Raw genomic sequence first — 18,683 nt, forward strand, 5'->3', positions numbered from 1 at the left:
GGCAGGCTAGCCCGCCCTTGTCCTGCTTCCCCAACCGAGGATAGCCATGGCCTGCACTACTCTGCTACGCGTCTGCGCGCTGGCCACCTGCTGCCTTTGCGGCAGCGCGACGGCGCAACAGGGCACGGTGATCGTCAACCAGAGCACGACGGTGTCCACGCCCGGCTCGGGCAGCAGCAGCAGCAGCGTGGTCATCGTCAACGGCCAGGTGGTTTCTTCGCAAGAGGCGCTCCGCCCAAGCGGCCCGGAGAAGACCGAGCTGCGCCATCCGGGCGCATTCTCGGGGGTGCAGCTCAACGCGCCGGTCACCGCGGTCTTCTCGGTCAGCCCTGCGGCCAATCCCGGCTTCTCGGTGGCCATCACCGGCCCGGCCGACGTGCTGCCGCTGGTGCTGACCACCGTTGCCGACGGCCGCCTGTCGATCGACCTGAAGGCGCCGGTCGTGCTGGCGGCGCCGCTGAAGGTCGCCATCGGCGCGCCGTCGCTGCAGGCGGTCAGCATTCCCGGGGCCGCCTCCCTGCGGGCAAGCGGCTTGCGCGAKGCCACCATCGACCTCGAGCTCTCCGGGTCCGGCTCCATCGTGGCCGAAGGCCAGGCCGGCGAAGTGCGGGCCGCCCTCTCGGGCTCGGGCAACGTGGACGCCGGCGCGCTGCGGGCAAGCCGGCTGGACGCCTGGCTCAGCGGCTCGGGCCGCATTCTCGGCATTGCCTCGGACGAGGCCAGCATCGCGCTCGCCGGTTCCGGTCAGATCGTCGTCCGCGGCCGGCCGATGCAGCGCCATGTCAGCCGCACCGGCTCCGGCCAGGTGTCGTTCGAATAGCCGCGCGCCCGGGCCAGGAATGCGCCGCAGGCGCGGTTGACGTTGCAGTGCAAGAATGGCAGCATTCGCTGCTTCGTCGGGCTTACCGCCCGGTTTTCTCATTCTGCGGGCGCCCCGCAACGGCTGCCCCGCGCCAAGGGCAGGCAACGCACGACGTTGGCCTGCCGGTCAGGGAGCTTTCCAGTCATGCGTGTTGCATTTATCGGCCTCGGCGTCATGGGCTATCACATGGCGGGCCATCTCGCCGCCAAGGGCCACCAGGTCACGGTCTACAACCGCACGGCAAKCAAGGCCACGCAGTGGGTGGCCGAGTTCGGCGGCAAATCCGCGGCCACCCCGGCGCTCGCCGCGCAGGATGCCGAAGCAGTCTGCTCCTGCGTGGGCAATGACGACGACCTGCGTGCGGTGATGACCGGCGCCGACGGCGCCTTCACCMAGGCACCGGCCGGCTGTGTCTTCGTTGACCACACCACCGCCAGCGCCAATGTGGCGCGCGAGCTGTATGCCGCCGCCGCCGAGCGCGGCCTGCACTTCGTCGACGCGCCCGTCTCGGGCGGCGAGGTGGGCGCGCAGAAGGGCATCCTCACCATCATGTGCGGCGCCGACCAGCCCGCGTACGACCGCGTCGCGCCCGTGCTGGGCGCCTACGCGCGCGCCGTCACCCGCATCGGCGGCGCCGGCGCGGGCCAGCTGGCCAAGATGGTCAACCAGATCTGCATTGCCGGGCTGCTGCAAGGCTTGTMCGAAGCCATCGCCTTCGGCGAGCGCGCGGGGCTGGACATGCCGGTGGTGCTGGACGTCATCAGCAAGGGCGCCGCGGGCTCGTGGCAACTGGAGAACCGCGGCCCGACCATGGTCGAGAACAAGTTCGATTTCGGCTTMGCGGTGGACTGGATGCGCAAGGACCTGGGCCTGTGCCTGGACGAAGCACGCCGCAACGGCGCCAGCCTGCYGGTGACCGCCGTGGTCGACCAGTTCTATGCCGACCTGCAGCAGGACGGCTGCGGCCGCGCCGATACCTCCTCGCTCATCAAGCGCCTGCGCTGATCGCTTGCCGGCCGCCCCGCCGGGGCTGGTTCGCGCAGCTCGATTTCCCCTCCCGCCGCTTCCAGGCTAGCGGCGCCGCACACGCGGCGTCGTCCAATTCCTACATCCATATCAGCGCATGACCTGCTGGGCGCGCCGTCGCGCCCAGCTATCTTGGATGCATGGCAGACGCGTACCGCGCGCCTGCACCGCCATCGCAAATCATGCATGCAGGAGACCGCCATGTTGAGACTTGCCAGCGCGCTCATCGCGGGTGCCGCACTTCTGATGGGCCTGAATGGCTGCACCGCCACCGGCGCCGTGGCTGGCGGCGTGGCGGGGCATGAACTCTCGCACGGCAACACTGCCGCCACGGTCGGCGGCGCCGTCGCCGGCGGTGTGATCGGCCACGAGCTGGGCAAGTAAGCCCGGGCATGCAAGCGAGGCACTACCGCTGGAAACAACGGAAATCCAACAACGGAAATCCAACCGAAAAGGAGCCCATCATGGCCATCGGCACKATCCTGCTTATCCTTCTGATCATTCTGCTCCTCGGCGCGCTGCCGGCCTGGCCGTACAGCACAGGCTGKGGCTATTACCCCAGCGGCGGCCTTGGCCTCGTCGTACTGGTCGTGGTGGTTCTGCTAGTGATGGGCCGATTGTAGGACGAGGGATGKAAGAAACAGCTTGCAGGGAAAAGCACAACGCGCCGCTGTCGCCAGCGGCGCGTTTTTTATTATTTTCATCGCTGAAAGAATGAGACGCCCAGGAGCGGGATTGCCAGGATAAACGCTAAAGAATCGCGGCCCGCACGTCCCGCCCCGGCACGCGGATGCCTTCGCTCCGTGCCTTCGGTTTCAGTACGACTTCGGCAAACCCAGTACCCGCTCGGCGATATGGCACATGATCAGCTGGGCGCTGACMGGCGCGATGCGGGGGATGTACGACTCCCGCAGGTAGCGCTCCACCTGGTACTCGCGCGCATAGCCCATGCCGCCCAGCGTCAGCACCGCGGTCTGGCAGGCCTGATGCGCGGCCTCGGCGGCGAGGTACTTGGCGGTGTTGGCCTCGGCCCCGCAGGGCTTGCCCTGGTCGTACAGCCACGCGGCCTTCCACACCATCATGTCTGCCGCCTCCAGCGCCATCCAGGCCTGCGCCAGCGGGTGCTGGATGCCCTGGTTCTGGCCGATCGGCCGGCCGAACACGGTGCGCTCGCGGGCGTAGCGGGTGGCCGCCTCCAGCGCCGCGCGGCCCAGGCCCACGGCTTCCGCGGCGATCAGGATGCGCTCCGGGTTGAGCCCGTGCAGGATGTACTCGAAGCCGCGCCCTTCCTCGCCGATGCGGTCCTCCACCGGCACCTGCAACCCGTCGATGAACAGCATGTTCGAGTCCACCGCCGCGCGGCCCATCTTGTGGATCTCGCGCACTTCGATGTGCTTGCGGTCCAGGGACGTGTAGAACAGGCTGAGCCCCTGGGTCGGCTTGGCCACCTTGTCCAGCGGCGTGGTGCGCGCCAGCAGCAGCATGCGGTCGGCCACCTGCGCGGTGGAGATCCAGATCTTGCGCCCGTCCACGCGGTAGCTCTTGCCGTCCGCCGACAGCACGGCCTGGGTCTTGAGATGCGTGGTGTCGAGCCCCGCGTMCGGCTCGGTCACGGCAAAGCACGCCTTCTCGGTGCCGGCGATCAGCGGCGGCAGCGCAGCCTCCTGCTGGCGCGCGCTGCCGAACACCACCACCGGATTGAGCCCGAACACATTCATGTGGATGGCGGACGCACCGGAGAAACCGGCGCCGGAGGCCGACACCGCCTGCATGATCAGCGCCGCCTCGGTGATGCCCAGCCCGGCACCGCCATAGGATTCGGGCATGGCAATGCCGAGCCAGCCGGCCTTGGCCATGGCCTGGTGGAAGGCTTCGGGAAACTTGCCTTGCTCGTCCAGGCCCGACCAGTAATCGGCGCCGAAGTCGCCGCACAATTGCGTCACCGCCTCGACGATGGCGCGTTGCTCGGGGGTTCTTTCAAAGTTCATGCCTGCCTCATTCCGGCTGGATGCCGGCGTCCTTGACCAGCTTGGTCCACTTGACCAGTTCGCCGGCCACGAAACCGGAGAACTGCTTGGGCGATTGCCCGAATGCCTCGAAGCCCAGCGCCTCGAAGCGTGGCGCCACTTCCTTGCTCGAAGCGATGCGCGAAAGCGCCTGGTTGAGCTTGTCGACCACCTCGGCCGGCGCATGCGCGGGCGCGAACACGCCGTTCCACGAGGTGATGTCGAATCCCTTCAGTTCCGGCGCGTCGGCCAGCGGCGGCAGATCCGGCAACAGCCGGCTGCGCTGCGCCGTGGTCACCGCCAGCGCGCGCAGCTTGCCAGCCTTGACGTTGGCAATGCCAGCCGCCACGTCKACGAACATCATCGGCACCTGCCCGGCGATCACGTCGGTCATGGCCGKGGGCGTGCTCTTGTACGGCACGTGCAGCAGGTCCAGCTGCGTCAGGCGCCCGAAGGTCGCACCCGACACGATGCCGGTGCTGTTGCCACTGGCGTAGGACATGCCCGGATGCGTGCGCGCATAGGCGATCAGCTCCGGCACCGTCCTGACCGGCAGCTTGGGGTTGACCACCAGCATGAACGGCAGGTTGCCCATGCGCGCCACCGGCGTGAAATCGCGGATCGGATCGTACGGCAACTTCTTCATCAGGGAAGGATTGGCCGAGTGCGTCGTGTTCGTGGTCATGAACAGCGTGTAGCCGTCCGGCGCCGCCTGCGCGACGATCTCGGCGGCGATGGCGCCATTGGCGCCCGGGCGGTTATCCACCACCACGTTCTGCCTGAGGGCGTCGCCCAGCTCCTTGGCGGTGATGCGCGCCACCGCATCGGTGCCGCTGCCGGCGGCAAACGGCACCACCAGTCGGATCGGCTTGGTGGGATAGGCGTCKGCGGCTGCCGCATGCGGTGCGGCAAACGGCACCGCCGCCAGCGCCAACGATAAGAAAGCCGCGCGCCGCCGCGTGGTGAACATTGCCATGTCTTTGTCTCCTGTTGTTTCCGGCCGTATCCGGGTTGATCCCCACTGCGTCCCGTTGCCGCCGGCTGCAAGGGTCGCGCCGGCCATGCGTGATCGACGGCCACGCTCAAGGCGCGGTCTTGTCCTTGTAGTTGGTGTCCTTGACCAGCCGGGCCCAGCGTGCGGCGTCGTCGGCGATGATGGTGGCGAACTGCTCCGGCGTGCTGCCGACCGCCTCATAGTCGATGGCTGCCAGCCGCGCCTTGATATCGGGCTGCGCGACGATGCGCACGATCTCCTGGTTCAGCCGCGCCACGATCTCCCTGGGCGTGCCGGCGGGCGCCAGCAAGCCTGCCCAGGAATTGAAGTTCAGCCCCTGGATACCCGCTTCCTGCATGGTGGGCACATCGGGCAGCGCCGGCGAACGCCTGGGCGACAGCACCGCCAGCGGCCGCAGCTTGCCGGCGCGGATCATCGCCATCGCGTTGAACGGATCGATGGTCATGTCCACCTCGCCGGCCACCACCGCCTGCATCTGCGGCCCGGTGCCGCGGTAAGACACGCTGACCACGTCCGGCGTGCCGGCGGTCGCCTTGAAGGTCTCGCCGATCAGCTCGATCATGCTGCTGCCCGCCGACAAGCTCAGCGGCCGGCTCTTGGCACGCGCCAGCGCCACGAATTCCTGCACCGTCTTTGCCGGCACCGAGGGATGGACCACCATGACAAAGCCGATGCTGCTGATCAGGCTGATCGGCGCAAAGCTCTTGAGCGGCTCGTAGCCCGCCTTGTAGAGCACCGGGCTGAGGGTCTGCGCGCCGGCCGTATTGAGCAGGATCGTGTAGCCATCGGGCGCGGCGCGCGCCACCGCGTCGGTGCCGATGATGCCGTTGGCGCCCGGGCGGTTTTCCACCACCACCGGCTGCTTCAACGCCTCCGCCAGCTTCTGCGAGACCAGCCGCGCCACGACATCGGTGGCCCCGCCCGGCGCGTACGGCACCACCATGCGGATGGGCCTGCTGGGGTAGCCGTCACTCCAGGCCGCGCCCGGCAGGCAGGTCAATAGCGCCGCGCACAACAGCCACCGGCGTCGGGAAGACAAGGTCATCTGCATCTGTCTGCATCTCCTTCCAGGCTTGAACTACGAACGTCGCAAGCGCACACCCGCGCCGCGGGCGGCAAGGCTCAGGCCGGACGGATCACACGCTGCGGCGATTCCTCGTAAGGCGGGGCGTAGATCACCAGCAACTTGACCGGCTCGTCGCTGATCACGGTAAATACATGCATGGCATCGGCCGGGAAGAAGCAGCAGTCGCCTGGGCCCAGTTCGCGCGAAAGCCCGTTCACCTCGGCGCGTGCCCTGCCCTCCAGCATGTAGCAGACCTGCTCGATGCCGGGATGCGCGTGCGGCAAGGCGCCCTTGCCACGCTCGATGGTGCCGTGGATGACCTCCAGCTGGGTGGCGCCCAYGTTCTCCCGGCCGATGATGCGGCGGTTCAGCGTGCCGACGTGATTGGCAGGGTGATAGCCGGCGACATCCTCGGTACGGACGAAGAAGTTTGGCTGCGCGGGCAGCGGGGTTGGCGATGAGGCCATCGATCGTCTCCTTGCCGGCCGCGCTGCACGCTGATKGAGCATGAACGTGTGGGACCGGCTATTTTCATGTTTGTGAACTAGATTTTATACATGTGAAAAACCTAGTCAACTACTTATGGGGAAATAAGGCGGCCCGCAGACACCGCGCCGGACGGCGGGACGCGCCGGGCCCCTCGCCGCGCGCCCGCCCCTGCCGATATAGAATCCAGTGCACGACATAGCACCTGGGCGGACTGGAACGATCATGGACAACTTGGCGGCCCTCAATGTCTTCGTGCGCGCGGCAGAGGCGCGCAGCTTCACCGAGGTGGGGCGRCAGCTCGGGGTCTCGCCATCCGCCGTCGGCAAGACGGTCGCGCGCCTGGAGGAGCGGCTCCATGTGCGGCTGTTCCACCGCAGCACGCGGAGCATCTCGCTGACGCCCGAAGGCGGGATCTTCCTGGAAAGCTGCAAGCGCATCTTCGCGGAGCTGGAAAACGCGCAACTGGAACTGGCGCAGTCGCGCGGCGCGCCGAGTGGACGGCTGCGCGTCAGCATGCCGCTGGTGGGATCGGTGCTGACGCCGGTGGTCGGCCGCTTCATGGCTGCCTATCCCGAGATCGAGATGGACCTCGATTTCAGCGACCGCCTGGTCAACGTCATCGAAGAAGGCTTCGACGTAGTGGTACGCACCGGCGATGTAGGCGACACCCGGCTGTCGGCGCATACGCTGAGCCAGTACCAGTTGAAACTGTTCGGCTCGCCCGCGTACTTCAAGCGTGCGGGCGTCCCCCGCCGGCCGCACGACCTGAAGTCCCACGCCTGCCTGCACCACAAGTTCCCGACCAGCGGCAAGCTCGAGCGCTKGCCGTTCGCGGCGGATGCAACGGACCCCGACTTCGAGCTCCCGGTTTCCGCCACGGCAAGCTCGGTGGAACCGCTGGTGGAACTGGCCGAACAGGGGCTCGGGATCGTCTGCGTGCCGGACTACTCCGTGCGCCGGCAGCGTGCCGAAGGCACCCTGGTCAGCGTACTGGACGATTACCTCGATCACACCGGCTGGCTGCGCGCGGTGTGGCCTTCCAGCCGTTACCTGTCGCCCAAGGTGCGGGTGTTCGTCGACTATCTGGTCGAGCATCTGCTGCCTGAACAGAAGCCAACGCGCCCGCCGGGTGCGCGCGCGCGGCAAGCCTAGGCCCGCCACGCGCTCCCGGCAAGTAGGCGGATCAGGCGGCCTGGCGATTCCCGTCCTGATGCTCCCGGGCCTCCGGATAGGTCGGGAAGTCGTTGTAGCCACGCTGATCGCCGCCCCAGAAAGTATCCCGGTCGTACGGGTTCAGCGGCAGGTCCTGGCGCAGGCGATCCGGCAGGTCCGGGTTCGCGGAAAAATGGCGGCCGAACGCGACCAGGTCCGCGTGGCCGCGCTCCACGATCTCCTGCGCGTCGTGACGCTCGAAGCCACCCGCCGCGATGATCGGGCCCTTGAACAGCGCGCGGATCTGGGCGGCGGCCACCGGCGGCTTGCCCTCTTCCGGCGCCTCGCCGCCGGCGATACGCGGCTCGATCACATGCAGATAGGCCAGCCCGAAGCGATTGAGCTGTTGCGCAACGTAGCCGAAGGTCTGCTGCGGATCGCTGTCGGACATCGAGGCCCACGTCCCGCTCGGCCCGATGCGCACGCCCACGCGGTCGCCGCCCCAAACCGAAGCCACCGCCTCGACCACTTCAAGCAGCAGGCGCGCGCGGTTCTCCACCGGCCCGCCGTAGGCATCGGTACGCTTGTTGGTGCCGTCCTGCAGGAACTGGTCAAGCAGGTAGCCGTTGGCGCCGTGGACTTCCACGCCGTCAAAGCCCGCCCGCATGGCGCGCCGCGCAGCCTGGCGGAACTCTTCGACGATGCTCGGKATTTCTTCCAGCGCCAGCGCGCGGTGCGGCGATACGGGGACCCAGCCGTGCGCAGTGAATACCACCTGTTCGAACGGCACCACCGAAGGCGCTACCGGCGGCACGCCACCGGTCATGTCGACATGGCTCTGGCGCCCGACATGCCAGAGTTGCAGGAAGATGCGGCCGCCCCTGGCATGCACCGCGTCGGTGACCTTGCGCCAGCCTTCGACTTGCGCGTCCGAATAGATGCCGGGTGCGCCGAGATAGCCACGGCCCACCACGGAGACCGTGGTTGCCTCGGCGATCTGCAGGCCGCCTTCGGAGGCACGCTGGCCATAGTGGGTGGCCATCAGCGCACCGGGCACATCGCCKGGCTGCTCTGAACGCAAGCGCGTGAGCGGTGCCTGGACGACACGATGCGTGAGTTCGACGGCACCGATGCGGGTCGGGGTATAGAGCTTGCTGGTCATGATGATGGACTCCTGGCAGTGAATATCAGTGAATATCGTGCAGGGAATGTTGTGCACGGAATGCGATCTCCCGGTGCCGCCGCCCCTTGCTTTGCCTGCAGCAGCGGGCGCCGGCCTCATGACCCGATCTGGCGCCCGGCGGCCGCGGCGGTAGAGGGCCAGCAGGCAAATCACTGCGGACACCAGTGTCCAAAGTCACCCCCGGCCAGGGCAGTGGCGCCTGCCGGGGCCGCCCCCGATTACTTCCATGGCGCTCCAGAGTGTTCGGAGTCCGCGAGCGTTTTTCTTTTGCCTCCCCGCGCCTAGACTGCCTTCCTCGTCAAGCACGGATCCAGAGGCATCATGACTTCACACCCCATCGCCGCACGCGCCACGGGCGGCGCGCCCATCCGCGTCGGCATCATCGGCATCGGCAACTGGGCACGGCACGGCCACCTGCGCGTGCTGAGCCTGCTGCGCGACCGCTATGCCTTGTCGGCCATCTACAGCCAGCGGCGCGAGGCCGCAACGGCAGCTGCCAGGCAATACGGCTTCCTGCACGTCGCCGATTCGCTGGAAGCACTCGTGGCGCATCCCGAGGTCGACCTGGTCATCGTCCTTACCACCGCCCCGCAGCATGAGAGCGCCGTGCGCGCGGCCATCGCCGCCGGCAAGGACGTCTATTGCGAATGGCCGCTCTCGACCAGCACCGCGGCTTCGGAACAACTGCTGCAACTGGCGCAAGACCGGGGCGTACGCCACGTGGCTGGCCTGCAGCGCCGCCATGCGCCACACAACCGCTACCTGCGGGATCTGCTGGCGCAGGGCTACGTGGGCAAGCTGCGCTCCGTGCGCATGCACGTCAGCATGAATTACTTCCAGGCGCTGAGGCCGCTTGCGCTGCGCTGGACGGCGCCGCCGGAGAACTTCTCCAGCGTGATCGCCATCTATGCCGGCCACTTCCTCGACATGTTGCTGCATGCCACGGGGTGGCCCCGCTCGGTCGCGGCGCCGGATTTCKAGGACGCCGTGCGCATGCACAGGCTGCTCGACGCGGCTGCCGAATCGTCCGCAAGCGGCCGGCGTACCGACGTGCCCTGAGCCATCGTCGCCTCGTCCCGAAGCATCCCATCAAGCGCATCCCATCAAGCGCACCCCATCATGAACGCTCCATCAATGCACACTTCCCGACCACAAGCCGCCTTGCCGTGGTCCGTCTACTGGATGGCCTTCGGCGCCTTCGCCATCGGCACCGAAGGCTTCATGCTTGCCGCGCTGCTGCCGGAACTGGCGACGGATCTCAGCGTCAGCGTACAGACCGCGGGCCAGCTCGTCACGGTGTTCGCGCTGGCCTACGGCCTGAGCTCGCCGGTCCTGACGGCCCTGTCCGGCAACCTGGGCCGGCGCACCCTGCTGCTGCTCAGCATGTCGGCCTTCGCCGCGGCCAACCTGCTGGCCTGGGCGGCACCGGGCTACCTGGCGCTGATGGCCGCGCGCATCCTGCTGGCAGGCGCGGCGGGCTTGTTCGTGCCCGGCGCCAATGCATTGGCCAGCGTCATCGCCGGCCCGGAGCGCCGCGGCCGTGCCATCGCGGTCGTCAATGGCGGCATCACCGTCGCCATCGCACTGGGCGTCCCGCTCGGCGCCACCATCGGCCACCGGCTCGGCTGGCGCATGACGTTCCTGGCGATCGCCGCGCTCGCCGTGGTGGCCACGCTCGGCCTGGCGCGCGGCCTGCCGCGCGGCATCGGTGCCGGCGTGGCGACGGCCACGCTGCGCGAACGCCTCGCCGTGGCGAAGCGGCCGGTGATCCTGCTGACGCTGATCAGCACCGCCTTGTGGGCCACGGGTGCCTATGTCGTCTACACCTACCTCGCCTTGTTCCTGGCGCAGGTCGCCGGATTCGGCGGCACGCAGATCAGCGCCGTGCTGTTCCTGTGGGGCGTGGCCGCGGGAATCGGCGTGATGACCGGTGGCAGCCTGGCCGACAAGCTGGGGGCCGCGCGCGTGATCGTGCCGGCCATCGGCCTCTCGGCGCTCGCCTTCCTGACGCTGTCCTTCAGCGCGGACTTCCTGTCGCCGTCGAGCGCCACGCTGCCGGTGCTCGGCGCGGTCGCTGCCTGGGGCCTGGCGCACTGGGCCTTCTATCCCGCGCAGCAGGCCAGGCTGGTGGCGCTCGCCGGCCTGCAGGCGACCCCGATCGTGCTCTCGCTCAATGCCTCGTTCATGTATCTCGGCTTCTCGGCCGGCGCGGCCCTGGGCGGCATCGTCGTCGCCAGGGCTTCGGTGGCGGACCTCGGCTGGGTCGCGGGCCTCTGCGAGATTGCCGCGCTGGGCCTTTCCGTCGCGTTGCTGCGCACGCGCAGCCGCAAGCCAGCCATGCCATGTCCCGCCGCGACCTGACACCCACATGGCATCCGACCGTTGCGATCGCCGGACACGGATTGCCGAACCAGCGCCCGCCTGAACCAGAACCACAACCACAACCAGAACCAGAACCAKAACCAGAACCCACCATGTCGAAGCTCTTTTCCCCCCTCCAGCTTGGCCCCTACAGCCTGAAGCATCGCATCGTCCACGCCCCCATGACCCGCCTGCGTTCCGATCCGGACGACACGCCGAGCGAGATGATGGCGCGGTACTACAGCCAGCGCGCCTCGGAAGGCGGGCTGATCATCACCGAGTCGTCACACACATTGCGCTCGGGCCGCGGCTACCTCGGCGGCCCGGGCATCTATGAAGACAGGCACATCGCCGGCTGGCGCAGGATCGCCGATGCTGCAAATGGGGCGCGATCTCCGACAGCAACCCCGAAGCCACCTTCGCCTATGCCGCCGGGCAGCTGAACCGCTTCGGGCTGGCCTACCTGCACGTGGTCGAGCCGCGCGTGATGGGCGTCGAGACGCTCGATGCAGATCGCCCGCCGGTGGCCGCGGTGTTCCTGCGCAAGATCTTCAAGGGACCGGTGATCGCCGCGGGCGGATTCGACAAGGCTGGCGCAGATGCGATTCTCGCCAGGGGCGATGCCGACCTGTTCGCATTCGGCCGCTTCTACGCTTCCAATCCCGATCTGCCCGAGCGCCTGCGGCGCGACCTGCCACTCGCCCCCTACGACCGCTCGGCGTTCTGGGGCGGCGACGAGCGCGCGTATGTCGACTACCCCGAATACGGCGAGGCCGGCGCACCAGATGCGCTGGCAAGCGAGGCCGGATAAGCCGCTGCGGACAGCGCCGACCGGCATGCGCTGCGGGGAGGCGCCTCCCGCCTCCCCGCACGCGGGCCCGGCGTTGCGGCGTCAGTTCGCCGCAGGCGATTGCGCGCTGTCGATGGAGGCCATCACATGGCGGCGCGCATCGAACTCCTCGGCAATCTTGTGGTCCTGGGCAAATTGCGCCTCGACATCGATATTGGCAAATTCGATGGCCCCCATGTCGGCAAACGCGTTCTGCACGCGCGGGCTCCACAGGCCGATGTCCTTGACCGTCGGGACGATGCGGCTGAACAGGCGCTGGCGGAACTGCCGCATCGTATCCGACTCCCGCACTGCCTTCGCGCACTCGTCTTCCGGCAGGCCGAGGCGGCTCCATACCTCTTTCTGGTCGAAACGGTCACGCATCAGGTAGCAGGCCTCGATCACGAAGTCTTCGCGTTCCTTCTGCTCGGCCTGGGTCAACTGCGGATAGTAGCCGCGCAACGCGGTACGCCCGAAGGCGACATGGCGCGCTTCATCCTGCATGACGTACGCATTGATCGACGCCGCCAGCGGATTCTTCGAATAGTCCCGGATCCGCTGGAACGCCGCCAGCGCCAGCCCCTCGACCAGCACCTGCATGCCGAGGTAGCAGAAGTCCCAGCGCGAGTCCGTCAGGACGCTCTCGAGCAATGACTTGAGCCCCGGCGTGATGGGATAGAGGATGCCGACCTTCTCKTGCAGCAGGCGCGAGTACGCCTCGACGTGGCGCGCTTCGTCCATGGTCTGCGTGGCCGCGTAGAACTTCGCGTCCATGCCGGGCACCATCTGGACKATCCGCGCGGACACCATGAGCGCCCCCTGCTCGCCGTGCAGGAACTGCGACAGCGAATGTGCCTGCTGGTGACGGCGCACTTCGATGCGGTCGTGCTTTCCCATCTTCTCCCACAGCGGCGTGCCGAAGATCGGGATCATGCGGTCGTCGAGTTCCTGCGGGTTCTCGGGATCCAGTTCCTGCGACCAGTCGATCCGGTCCGAAGCGTTCCACTGGTGCTTCTTGCCGGTCTCGTAGAGCTGCAGCAGCTTCGAGCCCTCGTTGTCGTACTCCCAGTTGAACTCGGTGGCCACCTGGCTGCCGATCGACCAGCCCGTCTGAACCACGGGCAGCGTGTAGCGGTGAAGCGATGACATGCAGTCTCCTTTGGCGTTCATGGGGATCGACCAGTCTCCACGCCATTCTTTGCCGGAGGTGGGATCGGTCTTGTACTTGCTCTCGGGTCCGGCTATAAACAGAATCATAATTCTGTTTCTTCTTATATCAAGGACCGCATGGGGCCGCGGGCGCGCGGCGGGCGCTTCATGCAGTTGCACCAATTGGCCGTCGCGCAGATGATTCGGGAAGCCGCAGACATGCTCCCCTGCACGCCCGGGCTTTTGCGTGCGTCGCAGCAATCCCTGGCTTGCGGTGCCGCGCGGCGGGCCGCCTTCCGGGTAAACGTGGACAGGGCGGCGCAGCGGCGCAACTGGCTGCGCTCCAGGCCGCGCTCCTGGCCGCCGGGAGCAGGAAAAACCGCGGGGCGAACCGCTGGCATTCACCTTTGACCCATGACATCCGAAACCACGACCCCGGGCGCATCGGCGGCCCCGCGCGCCGGGATGAAGCAGCCGCAGCAAGAGCGCAGCGAAGCCACCCTGAAGGCGCTGCTGTCGGCGGGCAGGACACTGATCAACGAGGCCGGGAGCCTGACCGGCTTCTCCCTCGCCGATCTCACCCGGGCCGCCTCCACTTCGGTCGGCGCTTTCTATGCGCGCTTCTCCGACAAGGAGACCTTCTGTGCGCTGGTGCTGGAAGACACCCTGGCCGAGCTGCGCGCCGCGCTCGACTTCGCCCTGGCCACCGATGCGGCCTGGACGACAGGGCCGGCCGCCGTCATCTGCGGCCGCGTCGTCGGCTTCTATGCCGGTCAGCTCCGCAGGCACAGAGGCTTGTTCGCGGCCTATATGCGGCACGGGCCGGCGCAGAACCCGCTGTGGCAACCCATTCGCGAGGCCAATCAGCGCATGCTCGACACGATGGTGCCGCGCCTGGCCCGGCATATCCCGCCCGGGCGCTTTGCACGGCAGGAAGCCGAGACCCGGATCGCCATCCAGCTGGTCGTCAGCGCGCTGACCAGCATCGTGCTGCATGCCCCCAGCGGGCTGGACCTGGACGATCCGCTGCTGGAGCACCGGCTCACCGRGATGCTGCACCGCTACCTCGCGCTGCCGGCCGACGAGCCGGCCTAGTCAGGCCCTGCCGAACCGTTCGCGGTAGTCCCTCGGGGTGATGCCCAGTTGCCGCAGGAAGGCGCGGCGCAGGCCCTCGTCGGAGCCAAAGCCGGTCCGTGCGGCAATCGCCTTGAGCGGCAGGTCGCCCTGCTCCAGCAGGCGGCGCGCGCCTTCGATGCGGGCCGACTCGACGAACGCCATCGGGCTGACGCCTGCCTCTTTCGCGAACACGCGCCGGAAATTGCGCTCGCTCATGGCTACGCGCGCCGCCATTTCCGCCAGCGTGAAATCGTGCGCCAGGTCGGACAGGATCCAGTCCTGCAGGCCGCGGATGCCGGCGTGGCTGGTCGCCTGGCTGGCCAGGTGCAGGCTGTATTGCGACTGCCCGCCCGGGCGCTTGAGATAGACCACCAGTTCGCGCGCCAGGTCCAGCGCCAGCTCGCGGCCCAGGTCTTCCTCCACCACCGCCAGCGCGAGGTCGATGCCGGCGGTGACCCCGGCCGAGGTCCACAGGTTGCCCTGGCGGATGAAGATGGCGTCGGCATCGACTTCCACCGCCGGGAAGCGCTGGTGCAGCAACGTCGCCACGCTCCAGTGCGTGGTGGCCCGGCGCCCGTCGAGCACGCCCGCCGCAGCCAGGAAGAAGGTGCCCGAGCACAGCGCGATCAGCCGGCCGATGCGCGGCGCCACTGCGCGCGCCCACGGCACGATGCCCTGCGCCTCGGCCATGGCGCGCTCGATATCGCGCGCGCCCACGATCAACGCGATATCGGGCAGCAACACGGTATCGAGCCGGGCCGTGGCCTCCAGCGTCATCAGCGTGTCGGAGCGCACCGGCCCGGCCTCCAGCGCCACCACGCGCGTGGCATAGGCCGGCGGCTGCCCGCGCTGGGCCAGGCGCACATTKGCGTAGTCGAACACCGTCATCGGGCCGACCGCCTCCATCGCCTTGAAGCCGGGGTACACCACGATATCCACCCGCCGCGGGGCGGTGAGTTCCTGCGCTTGCATTGGCCTGTCCGCAATCAAAACCGGCGATCTTAACCCGGTGCGGCAAGTGCCTCGCCGGACAGGTACAAGGATATGCACCCACCGCCTAAAGCGCTGCCCGTGCAAGCTTGTGCCAACAAATTCGTTCTGTTGCCGGGAACCGCTACTTAGCATGATGCATATCTTCCACATCCTGCAGCCCCTGCCACGACATGGCGGGCAGCACAACCGAGGAGTGCCATGCATCGAGAGCCAGGGCAGMCGTCTGCCGTCAACCGTCCCGCCGACGCCCCGCGCGCCACCGGCACCCTGAGCCGCCGCGGCTGGCTGAAGGCCGCCGGCACGCTGGCGGTGACAGGCGGCGCCGCGCCGTTCGTGTGGGCGCCGCGCGCCCGCGCCGCCGGGCAGCTCAAGCCGGTCAGGCTGGCCTGGAACGCCAGCTCGGTGTGCCTGGCGCCGGTGGCCGCGGCGCTCAAGGAGAACATCTTCCGCAACCACGGGCTGGATGTGGAACTGGTCAACTTCGGCGGCTCCACCGACCAGTTGCTCGAAGCCATCGCCACCAGGAAGGCCGATGCCGGCGTGGGCATGGCGCTGCGCTGGCTCAAGCCGCTCGAGCAGGGCTTCGACGTCAAGCTCACCGCCGCCACGCACGGCGGCTGCATGCGCCTGCTGACCACGCGCAACTCCGGCGTGACCGACCTCAAGAGCCTCAAGGGCAAGACCGTGGCGGTGAGCGACATGGCCAGCCCGGCCAAGAATTTCTTCTCCATCCTGCTGGCCAAACGCGGCATCGATCCGGTGCGCGACGTGCAATGGCGCCAGTACCCGGCCGACCTGCTCGGCATCGCCCTGGAAAAAGGCGAAGCCCAGGCCGCCGCCGACGGCGACCCGCGCACCTACCTGCTGCGCAAGGAACGCAGCCTGGTCGAGGTGGCCACCAATCTCTCCGACGAATACGCCAGCCGCGCCTGCTGCGTGCTGGGTATCCGCGGCAGCCTGATCCGCGAGGACAAGGCCACCGCCGCCGCGCTGACCCACGCCGTGCTGCAGGCGCAGGACTGGACCGTGGCCCACCCGGAGGAAACGGCCCGCCACTTCGCGGAGTTCGCCAAGGTGCCGCAGGGCGATGTGGTGGCCATGCTCCGCAGCCACACCCACGGCCATCATCCCACCGGCGCTGACCTGAAGAAGGAACTGGCGCAGTACACGGACGAACTCAAGCTGGTGTCGGTGATCCGCCCCGGCACCGATTCCACCAAATTCGCGGAGCGCATCTATGCCAACGTACTCAGCTGACGGGCAGCGCGGCGCGCACGATACCTTCGATCGCGCTTTCGATGGCAACGACGATTTCCTCGCCCTGCCCGCGCCGGCCGTCCGGCGCGTCTGGCTCGGCGGCGCGCTGGCCGCGGCGGGCTGGCTGGCGGTGGCCGCCACGGTGAAGTTCTGGCCCGAAGCGGAAGACTGGCCGCTGACGCACGAGACCGCGCAGCTGTTCGCCGGCCTGGCCGCCGTGCTGCTGGTGCTGGCCTTCGTGCAGCACCGGCTGGGCGGCGTCGGCGCCGCCTTGCGCCGTGCCGGACCATGGCTGCTGGTGCTGGCGGTGCTCACCTTTGTCTGGGAAGTGGTCACCGCCAAGCTGGGTCTGCTGCCGCGGCCCTTCTTCGCACCGCCACAGGCGCTGCTCGAAGTCTTCCTGGACGACTACGCCAAGCTGGCCGACGCCGTGGCGCACTCGCTGCGCCTGCTGGCCACCGGCTACCTGCTCGGCGCGCTGGCGGGCTTCCTCACCGGGGTGGCGATCGGCTGGTCCAGCCGCGCCGGCTACTGGGTCCACCCGGTGCTGCGCCTGCTCGGGCCGCTGCCGGCCACGGCCTGGCTGCCGATCGTGTTCTTCGCCTTTCCCAGCAGCGCCAGCGCGGCGACCTTCCTGGTGGCCCTGGCCACCTGGTTCCCGGTCACGGTGCTGACATGGTCCGGCGTGGCCGCGGTGGACCCGGCCTACTACGACGTAGCCCGCACGCTGGGCGCGAAGGAGCGCTTCCTGGTGCTCAAGGTGGCGGTTCCCGCCGCGCTGCCGAGCGTGTTCGTGGGCCTGTTCATGGGGCTCGGCGCCTCGTTCTCGGTGCTGGTGGTGGCCGAGATGCTGGGCGTCAAGTCCGGCCTTGGCTGGTATCTGCAATGGGCGCAGGGCTGGGCCGCCTACGCCAGCATGTACGGCGCGCTGCTGGTCATGGCAATCCTGTTCTCGGGCCTTATCACCCTGCTGTTCCGCTCACGCGATCGCCTGCTGGCATGGCAGAAAGGAGTCGTCAAATGGTAAGCGCTGCCGCAGCCGTGCAAGCCCCGGCAGCCGCTTCGCCGGACACATCGCTGGCCGCGGCCAGCAACGGCGTGCGCCTGACCATCGACCAGGTCAGCCACCATTTCAGCMTGCGCGACCAGGTACTGCCGGTGCTCAACCGCGTCAGCCTCACCGCCGAGCCCGGCGAGTTCGTGGCCCTGCTCGGCCCCAGTGGCTGCGGCAAGTCCACGCTGCTGCGCCTGGTKGCCGGGCTGGAAGCGCCTCGGCGCGGCACGCTGGCCGTGGATGGCGTGCCCATCAGCGGGCCGGATCCGAGCCGCGTGGTGGTGTTCCAGGATCCCACGCTCTACCCCTGGCGCACCGTGTGGGACAACGCCGCGCTCGGGCTCGAGGCGCGCGGCCTGCTGGGCAGCCAGCGCGGGCGCGTGGACGACGCACTGGCGCGCGTGGGCCTGAGCGATTTCGCCCGGGCCTATCCGCGCCAGCTCTCCGGCGGCATGGCGCAGCGCGCGGCGCTGGCGCGCGCGCTGGTCAACGAGCCGCGCCTGCTGATCCTGGACGAGCCGCTGGGCAAGCTCGATTCGCTCACGCGCCTGAGCATGCAGGGCGAACTGGTCTCGCTGTGGCAGCGCGCCGGCTTCACCGCACTGCTGGTCACGCACGACGTGGAAGAAGCGCTGCTGCTGGCCACGCGCGTGATCGTGTTCAGCGAGCGTCCCGCGCGCATCACGGCGGAACTGAAGATMGACCGTGCCTACCCGCGTCACCGCGACGACCCCGAACTGATCCGGCTGCGCCGCGAGATCCTCGGCCTGCTGGGACTAGGCCAGGGATGGTAGGCCGGCGCATGCAGGGCCCACGCCCCGCACCGCGGGATCGCCATGCCGGATGAACTCTGGCACCTGCACGGCGCCTGGTGGCTTGGCGCCGACGTGCTGCCCGGACGTGCCGCAACGCCGCCGCGCCTGGCACGCGCGGCGCGGCGGATCGCCGGCATCACCCTGCGTGCCCTGGCCGGCGCCGCCTTGCTGGGCTGGCTCCTGCCAGGCTTGCCGTGGCAGCAACAGCCTGTTMCCGGCCCGCTGCTGCAACAAGCGCAGGCCCGCGGCGAGCTGGTGGTMGGCGTGCACGCCTATGCGCGCGCCACGCCGCCCGGGCGGCCGCTGGTGC

18 protein-coding genes and 2 pseudogenes are annotated in these 18,683 nt (G+C 68.5%); 13 read left to right on the forward strand and 7 right to left on the reverse strand.

The genetic code is table 11. The annotated features are described in order from the left end of the window. The first annotated feature begins 46 nt into the window (after nucleotides 1-46). From AC1DKV_RS07865 to AC1DKV_RS07880, 4 genes are all read left to right on the forward strand, one after another. The gene (locus AC1DKV_RS07865; RefSeq protein WP_477137567.1) at nucleotides 47-820 is read left to right on the forward strand and encodes a GIN domain-containing protein; all 774 of its coding nucleotides are present in this window, start codon (nucleotides 47-49) and stop codon (nucleotides 818-820) included. A 186-nt stretch (nucleotides 821-1,006) separates the two neighbouring features. Continuing rightward, nucleotides 1,007-1,867 (forward strand): NAD(P)-dependent oxidoreductase, encoded by an 861-nt coding sequence (locus AC1DKV_RS07870; RefSeq protein WP_477137568.1) that lies wholly within the window; start codon nucleotides 1,007-1,009, stop codon nucleotides 1,865-1,867. 222 nt (nucleotides 1,868-2,089) lie between these two features. Continuing rightward, entirely contained in the window at nucleotides 2,090-2,272 is a 183-nt protein-coding gene (locus AC1DKV_RS07875; protein WP_441617011.1) for a glycine zipper 2TM domain-containing protein, read from the forward strand. Nucleotides 2,273-2,352: 80 nt separating this feature from the next. Further along, nucleotides 2,353-2,511: a DUF3309 family protein gene (locus tag AC1DKV_RS07880; RefSeq protein ID WP_477137569.1), complete on the forward strand. Its 159-nt coding sequence runs from the start codon at nucleotides 2,353-2,355 to the stop codon at nucleotides 2,509-2,511. Nucleotides 2,512-2,703: 192 nt separating this feature from the next. Here the strand turns inward: AC1DKV_RS07880 and AC1DKV_RS07885 are convergent, their stop codons facing one another. The 4 genes from AC1DKV_RS07885 to AC1DKV_RS07900 all read right to left on the reverse strand — a co-directional run bounded on the left by AC1DKV_RS07885 (nucleotide 2,704) and on the right by AC1DKV_RS07900 (nucleotide 6,442). Next, the gene (locus tag AC1DKV_RS07885) at nucleotides 2,704-3,876 is read right to left on the reverse strand and encodes an acyl-CoA dehydrogenase family protein (protein WP_477137570.1); all 1,173 of its coding nucleotides are present in this window, start codon (nucleotides 3,874-3,876) and stop codon (nucleotides 2,704-2,706) included. Between the two features lie 7 nt (nucleotides 3,877-3,883). After that, nucleotides 3,884-4,870 carry a tripartite tricarboxylate transporter substrate binding protein gene (locus AC1DKV_RS07890; protein WP_477137571.1) on the reverse strand — a complete coding sequence of 329 codons (987 nt, stop codon included), beginning with the start codon at nucleotides 4,868-4,870 and terminating at the stop codon, nucleotides 3,884-3,886. A 106-nt stretch (nucleotides 4,871-4,976) separates the two neighbouring features. Next, nucleotides 4,977-5,954, reverse strand: coding sequence for a tripartite tricarboxylate transporter substrate binding protein (locus tag AC1DKV_RS07895; protein WP_441617114.1), 978 nt, complete (start codon nucleotides 5,952-5,954; stop codon nucleotides 4,977-4,979). 77 nt (nucleotides 5,955-6,031) lie between these two features. Further along, nucleotides 6,032-6,442: a cupin domain-containing protein gene (locus AC1DKV_RS07900; protein WP_477137572.1), complete on the reverse strand. Its 411-nt coding sequence runs from the start codon at nucleotides 6,440-6,442 to the stop codon at nucleotides 6,032-6,034. Between the two features lie 244 nt (nucleotides 6,443-6,686). Here AC1DKV_RS07900 and AC1DKV_RS07905 point away from each other — a divergent pair, with 244 nt between their 5' ends. Beyond that, entirely contained in the window at nucleotides 6,687-7,616 is a 930-nt protein-coding gene (locus AC1DKV_RS07905; RefSeq protein ID WP_477137573.1) for a LysR family transcriptional regulator, read from the forward strand. A gap of 31 nt (nucleotides 7,617-7,647) precedes the next feature. Here the strand turns inward: AC1DKV_RS07905 and AC1DKV_RS07910 are convergent, their stop codons facing one another. After that, a complete protein-coding gene (locus AC1DKV_RS07910; protein ID WP_441643252.1) occupies nucleotides 7,648-8,778 on the reverse strand; it encodes an alkene reductase in 1,131 nt (376 codons plus the stop codon). A 342-nt stretch (nucleotides 8,779-9,120) separates the two neighbouring features. Between AC1DKV_RS07910 and AC1DKV_RS07915 the strand changes: the two genes are divergently transcribed. The 3 genes and pseudogenes from AC1DKV_RS07915 (at nucleotide 9,121) to AC1DKV_RS07925 (ending at nucleotide 11,971) form a co-directional block, all read left to right on the forward strand. Further along, nucleotides 9,121-9,858 carry a Gfo/Idh/MocA family protein gene (locus AC1DKV_RS07915; RefSeq protein ID WP_477137574.1) on the forward strand — a complete coding sequence of 246 codons (738 nt, stop codon included), beginning with the start codon at nucleotides 9,121-9,123 and terminating at the stop codon, nucleotides 9,856-9,858. Nucleotides 9,859-9,933: 75 nt separating this feature from the next. Next, nucleotides 9,934-11,160, forward strand: a complete 1,227-nt coding sequence (locus AC1DKV_RS07920; RefSeq protein ID WP_441617027.1) for an MFS transporter — start codon at nucleotides 9,934-9,936, stop codon at nucleotides 11,158-11,160. Nucleotides 11,161-11,273: 113 nt separating this feature from the next. Next, nucleotides 11,274-11,971 (forward strand): annotated as a pseudogene (locus AC1DKV_RS07925) (oxidoreductase). 81 nt (nucleotides 11,972-12,052) lie between these two features. Here AC1DKV_RS07925 and AC1DKV_RS07930 read toward each other — a convergent pair. Next, complete coding sequence (locus tag AC1DKV_RS07930) at nucleotides 12,053-13,138, reverse strand: ferritin-like domain-containing protein (RefSeq protein WP_477137575.1); 1,086 nt, start codon at nucleotides 13,136-13,138, stop codon at nucleotides 12,053-12,055. A gap of 414 nt (nucleotides 13,139-13,552) precedes the next feature. Here AC1DKV_RS07930 and AC1DKV_RS07935 point away from each other — a divergent pair, with 414 nt between their 5' ends. After that, a complete protein-coding gene (locus tag AC1DKV_RS07935) occupies nucleotides 13,553-14,233 on the forward strand; it encodes a TetR/AcrR family transcriptional regulator (RefSeq protein ID WP_477137576.1) in 681 nt (226 codons plus the stop codon). Here AC1DKV_RS07935 and AC1DKV_RS07940 read toward each other — a convergent pair whose 3' ends face one another. Beyond that, nucleotides 14,234-15,244, reverse strand: coding sequence for a GlxA family transcriptional regulator (locus tag AC1DKV_RS07940; protein ID WP_441617033.1), 1,011 nt, complete (start codon nucleotides 15,242-15,244; stop codon nucleotides 14,234-14,236). It abuts the gene before it with no gap. A 201-nt stretch (nucleotides 15,245-15,445) separates the two neighbouring features. Between AC1DKV_RS07940 and AC1DKV_RS07945 the strand changes: the two genes are divergently transcribed. The 4 genes and pseudogenes from AC1DKV_RS07945 to AC1DKV_RS07960 all read left to right on the forward strand — a co-directional run. Continuing rightward, nucleotides 15,446-16,504 carry an ABC transporter substrate-binding protein gene (locus tag AC1DKV_RS07945; RefSeq protein ID WP_477137577.1) on the forward strand — a complete coding sequence of 353 codons (1,059 nt, stop codon included), beginning with the start codon at nucleotides 15,446-15,448 and terminating at the stop codon, nucleotides 16,502-16,504. Then, on the forward strand, nucleotides 16,485-17,531 hold the full coding sequence (locus AC1DKV_RS07950; protein WP_441617037.1) for an ABC transporter permease: 1,047 nt from the start codon (nucleotides 16,485-16,487) through the stop codon (nucleotides 17,529-17,531). Before AC1DKV_RS07945 ends, AC1DKV_RS07950 begins: the two co-directional genes overlap by 20 nt. After that, a complete protein-coding gene (locus AC1DKV_RS07955) occupies nucleotides 17,525-18,352 on the forward strand; it encodes an ABC transporter ATP-binding protein (RefSeq protein WP_477137578.1) in 828 nt (275 codons plus the stop codon). Before AC1DKV_RS07950 ends, AC1DKV_RS07955 begins: the two co-directional genes overlap by 7 nt. A 42-nt stretch (nucleotides 18,353-18,394) precedes the next feature. After that, a pseudogene (locus AC1DKV_RS07960) lies at nucleotides 18,395-18,683 on the forward strand (ABC transporter substrate-binding protein); the annotation flags it as partial.

Source organism: Cupriavidus sp. 05T41 (genome assembly GCF_056396525.1).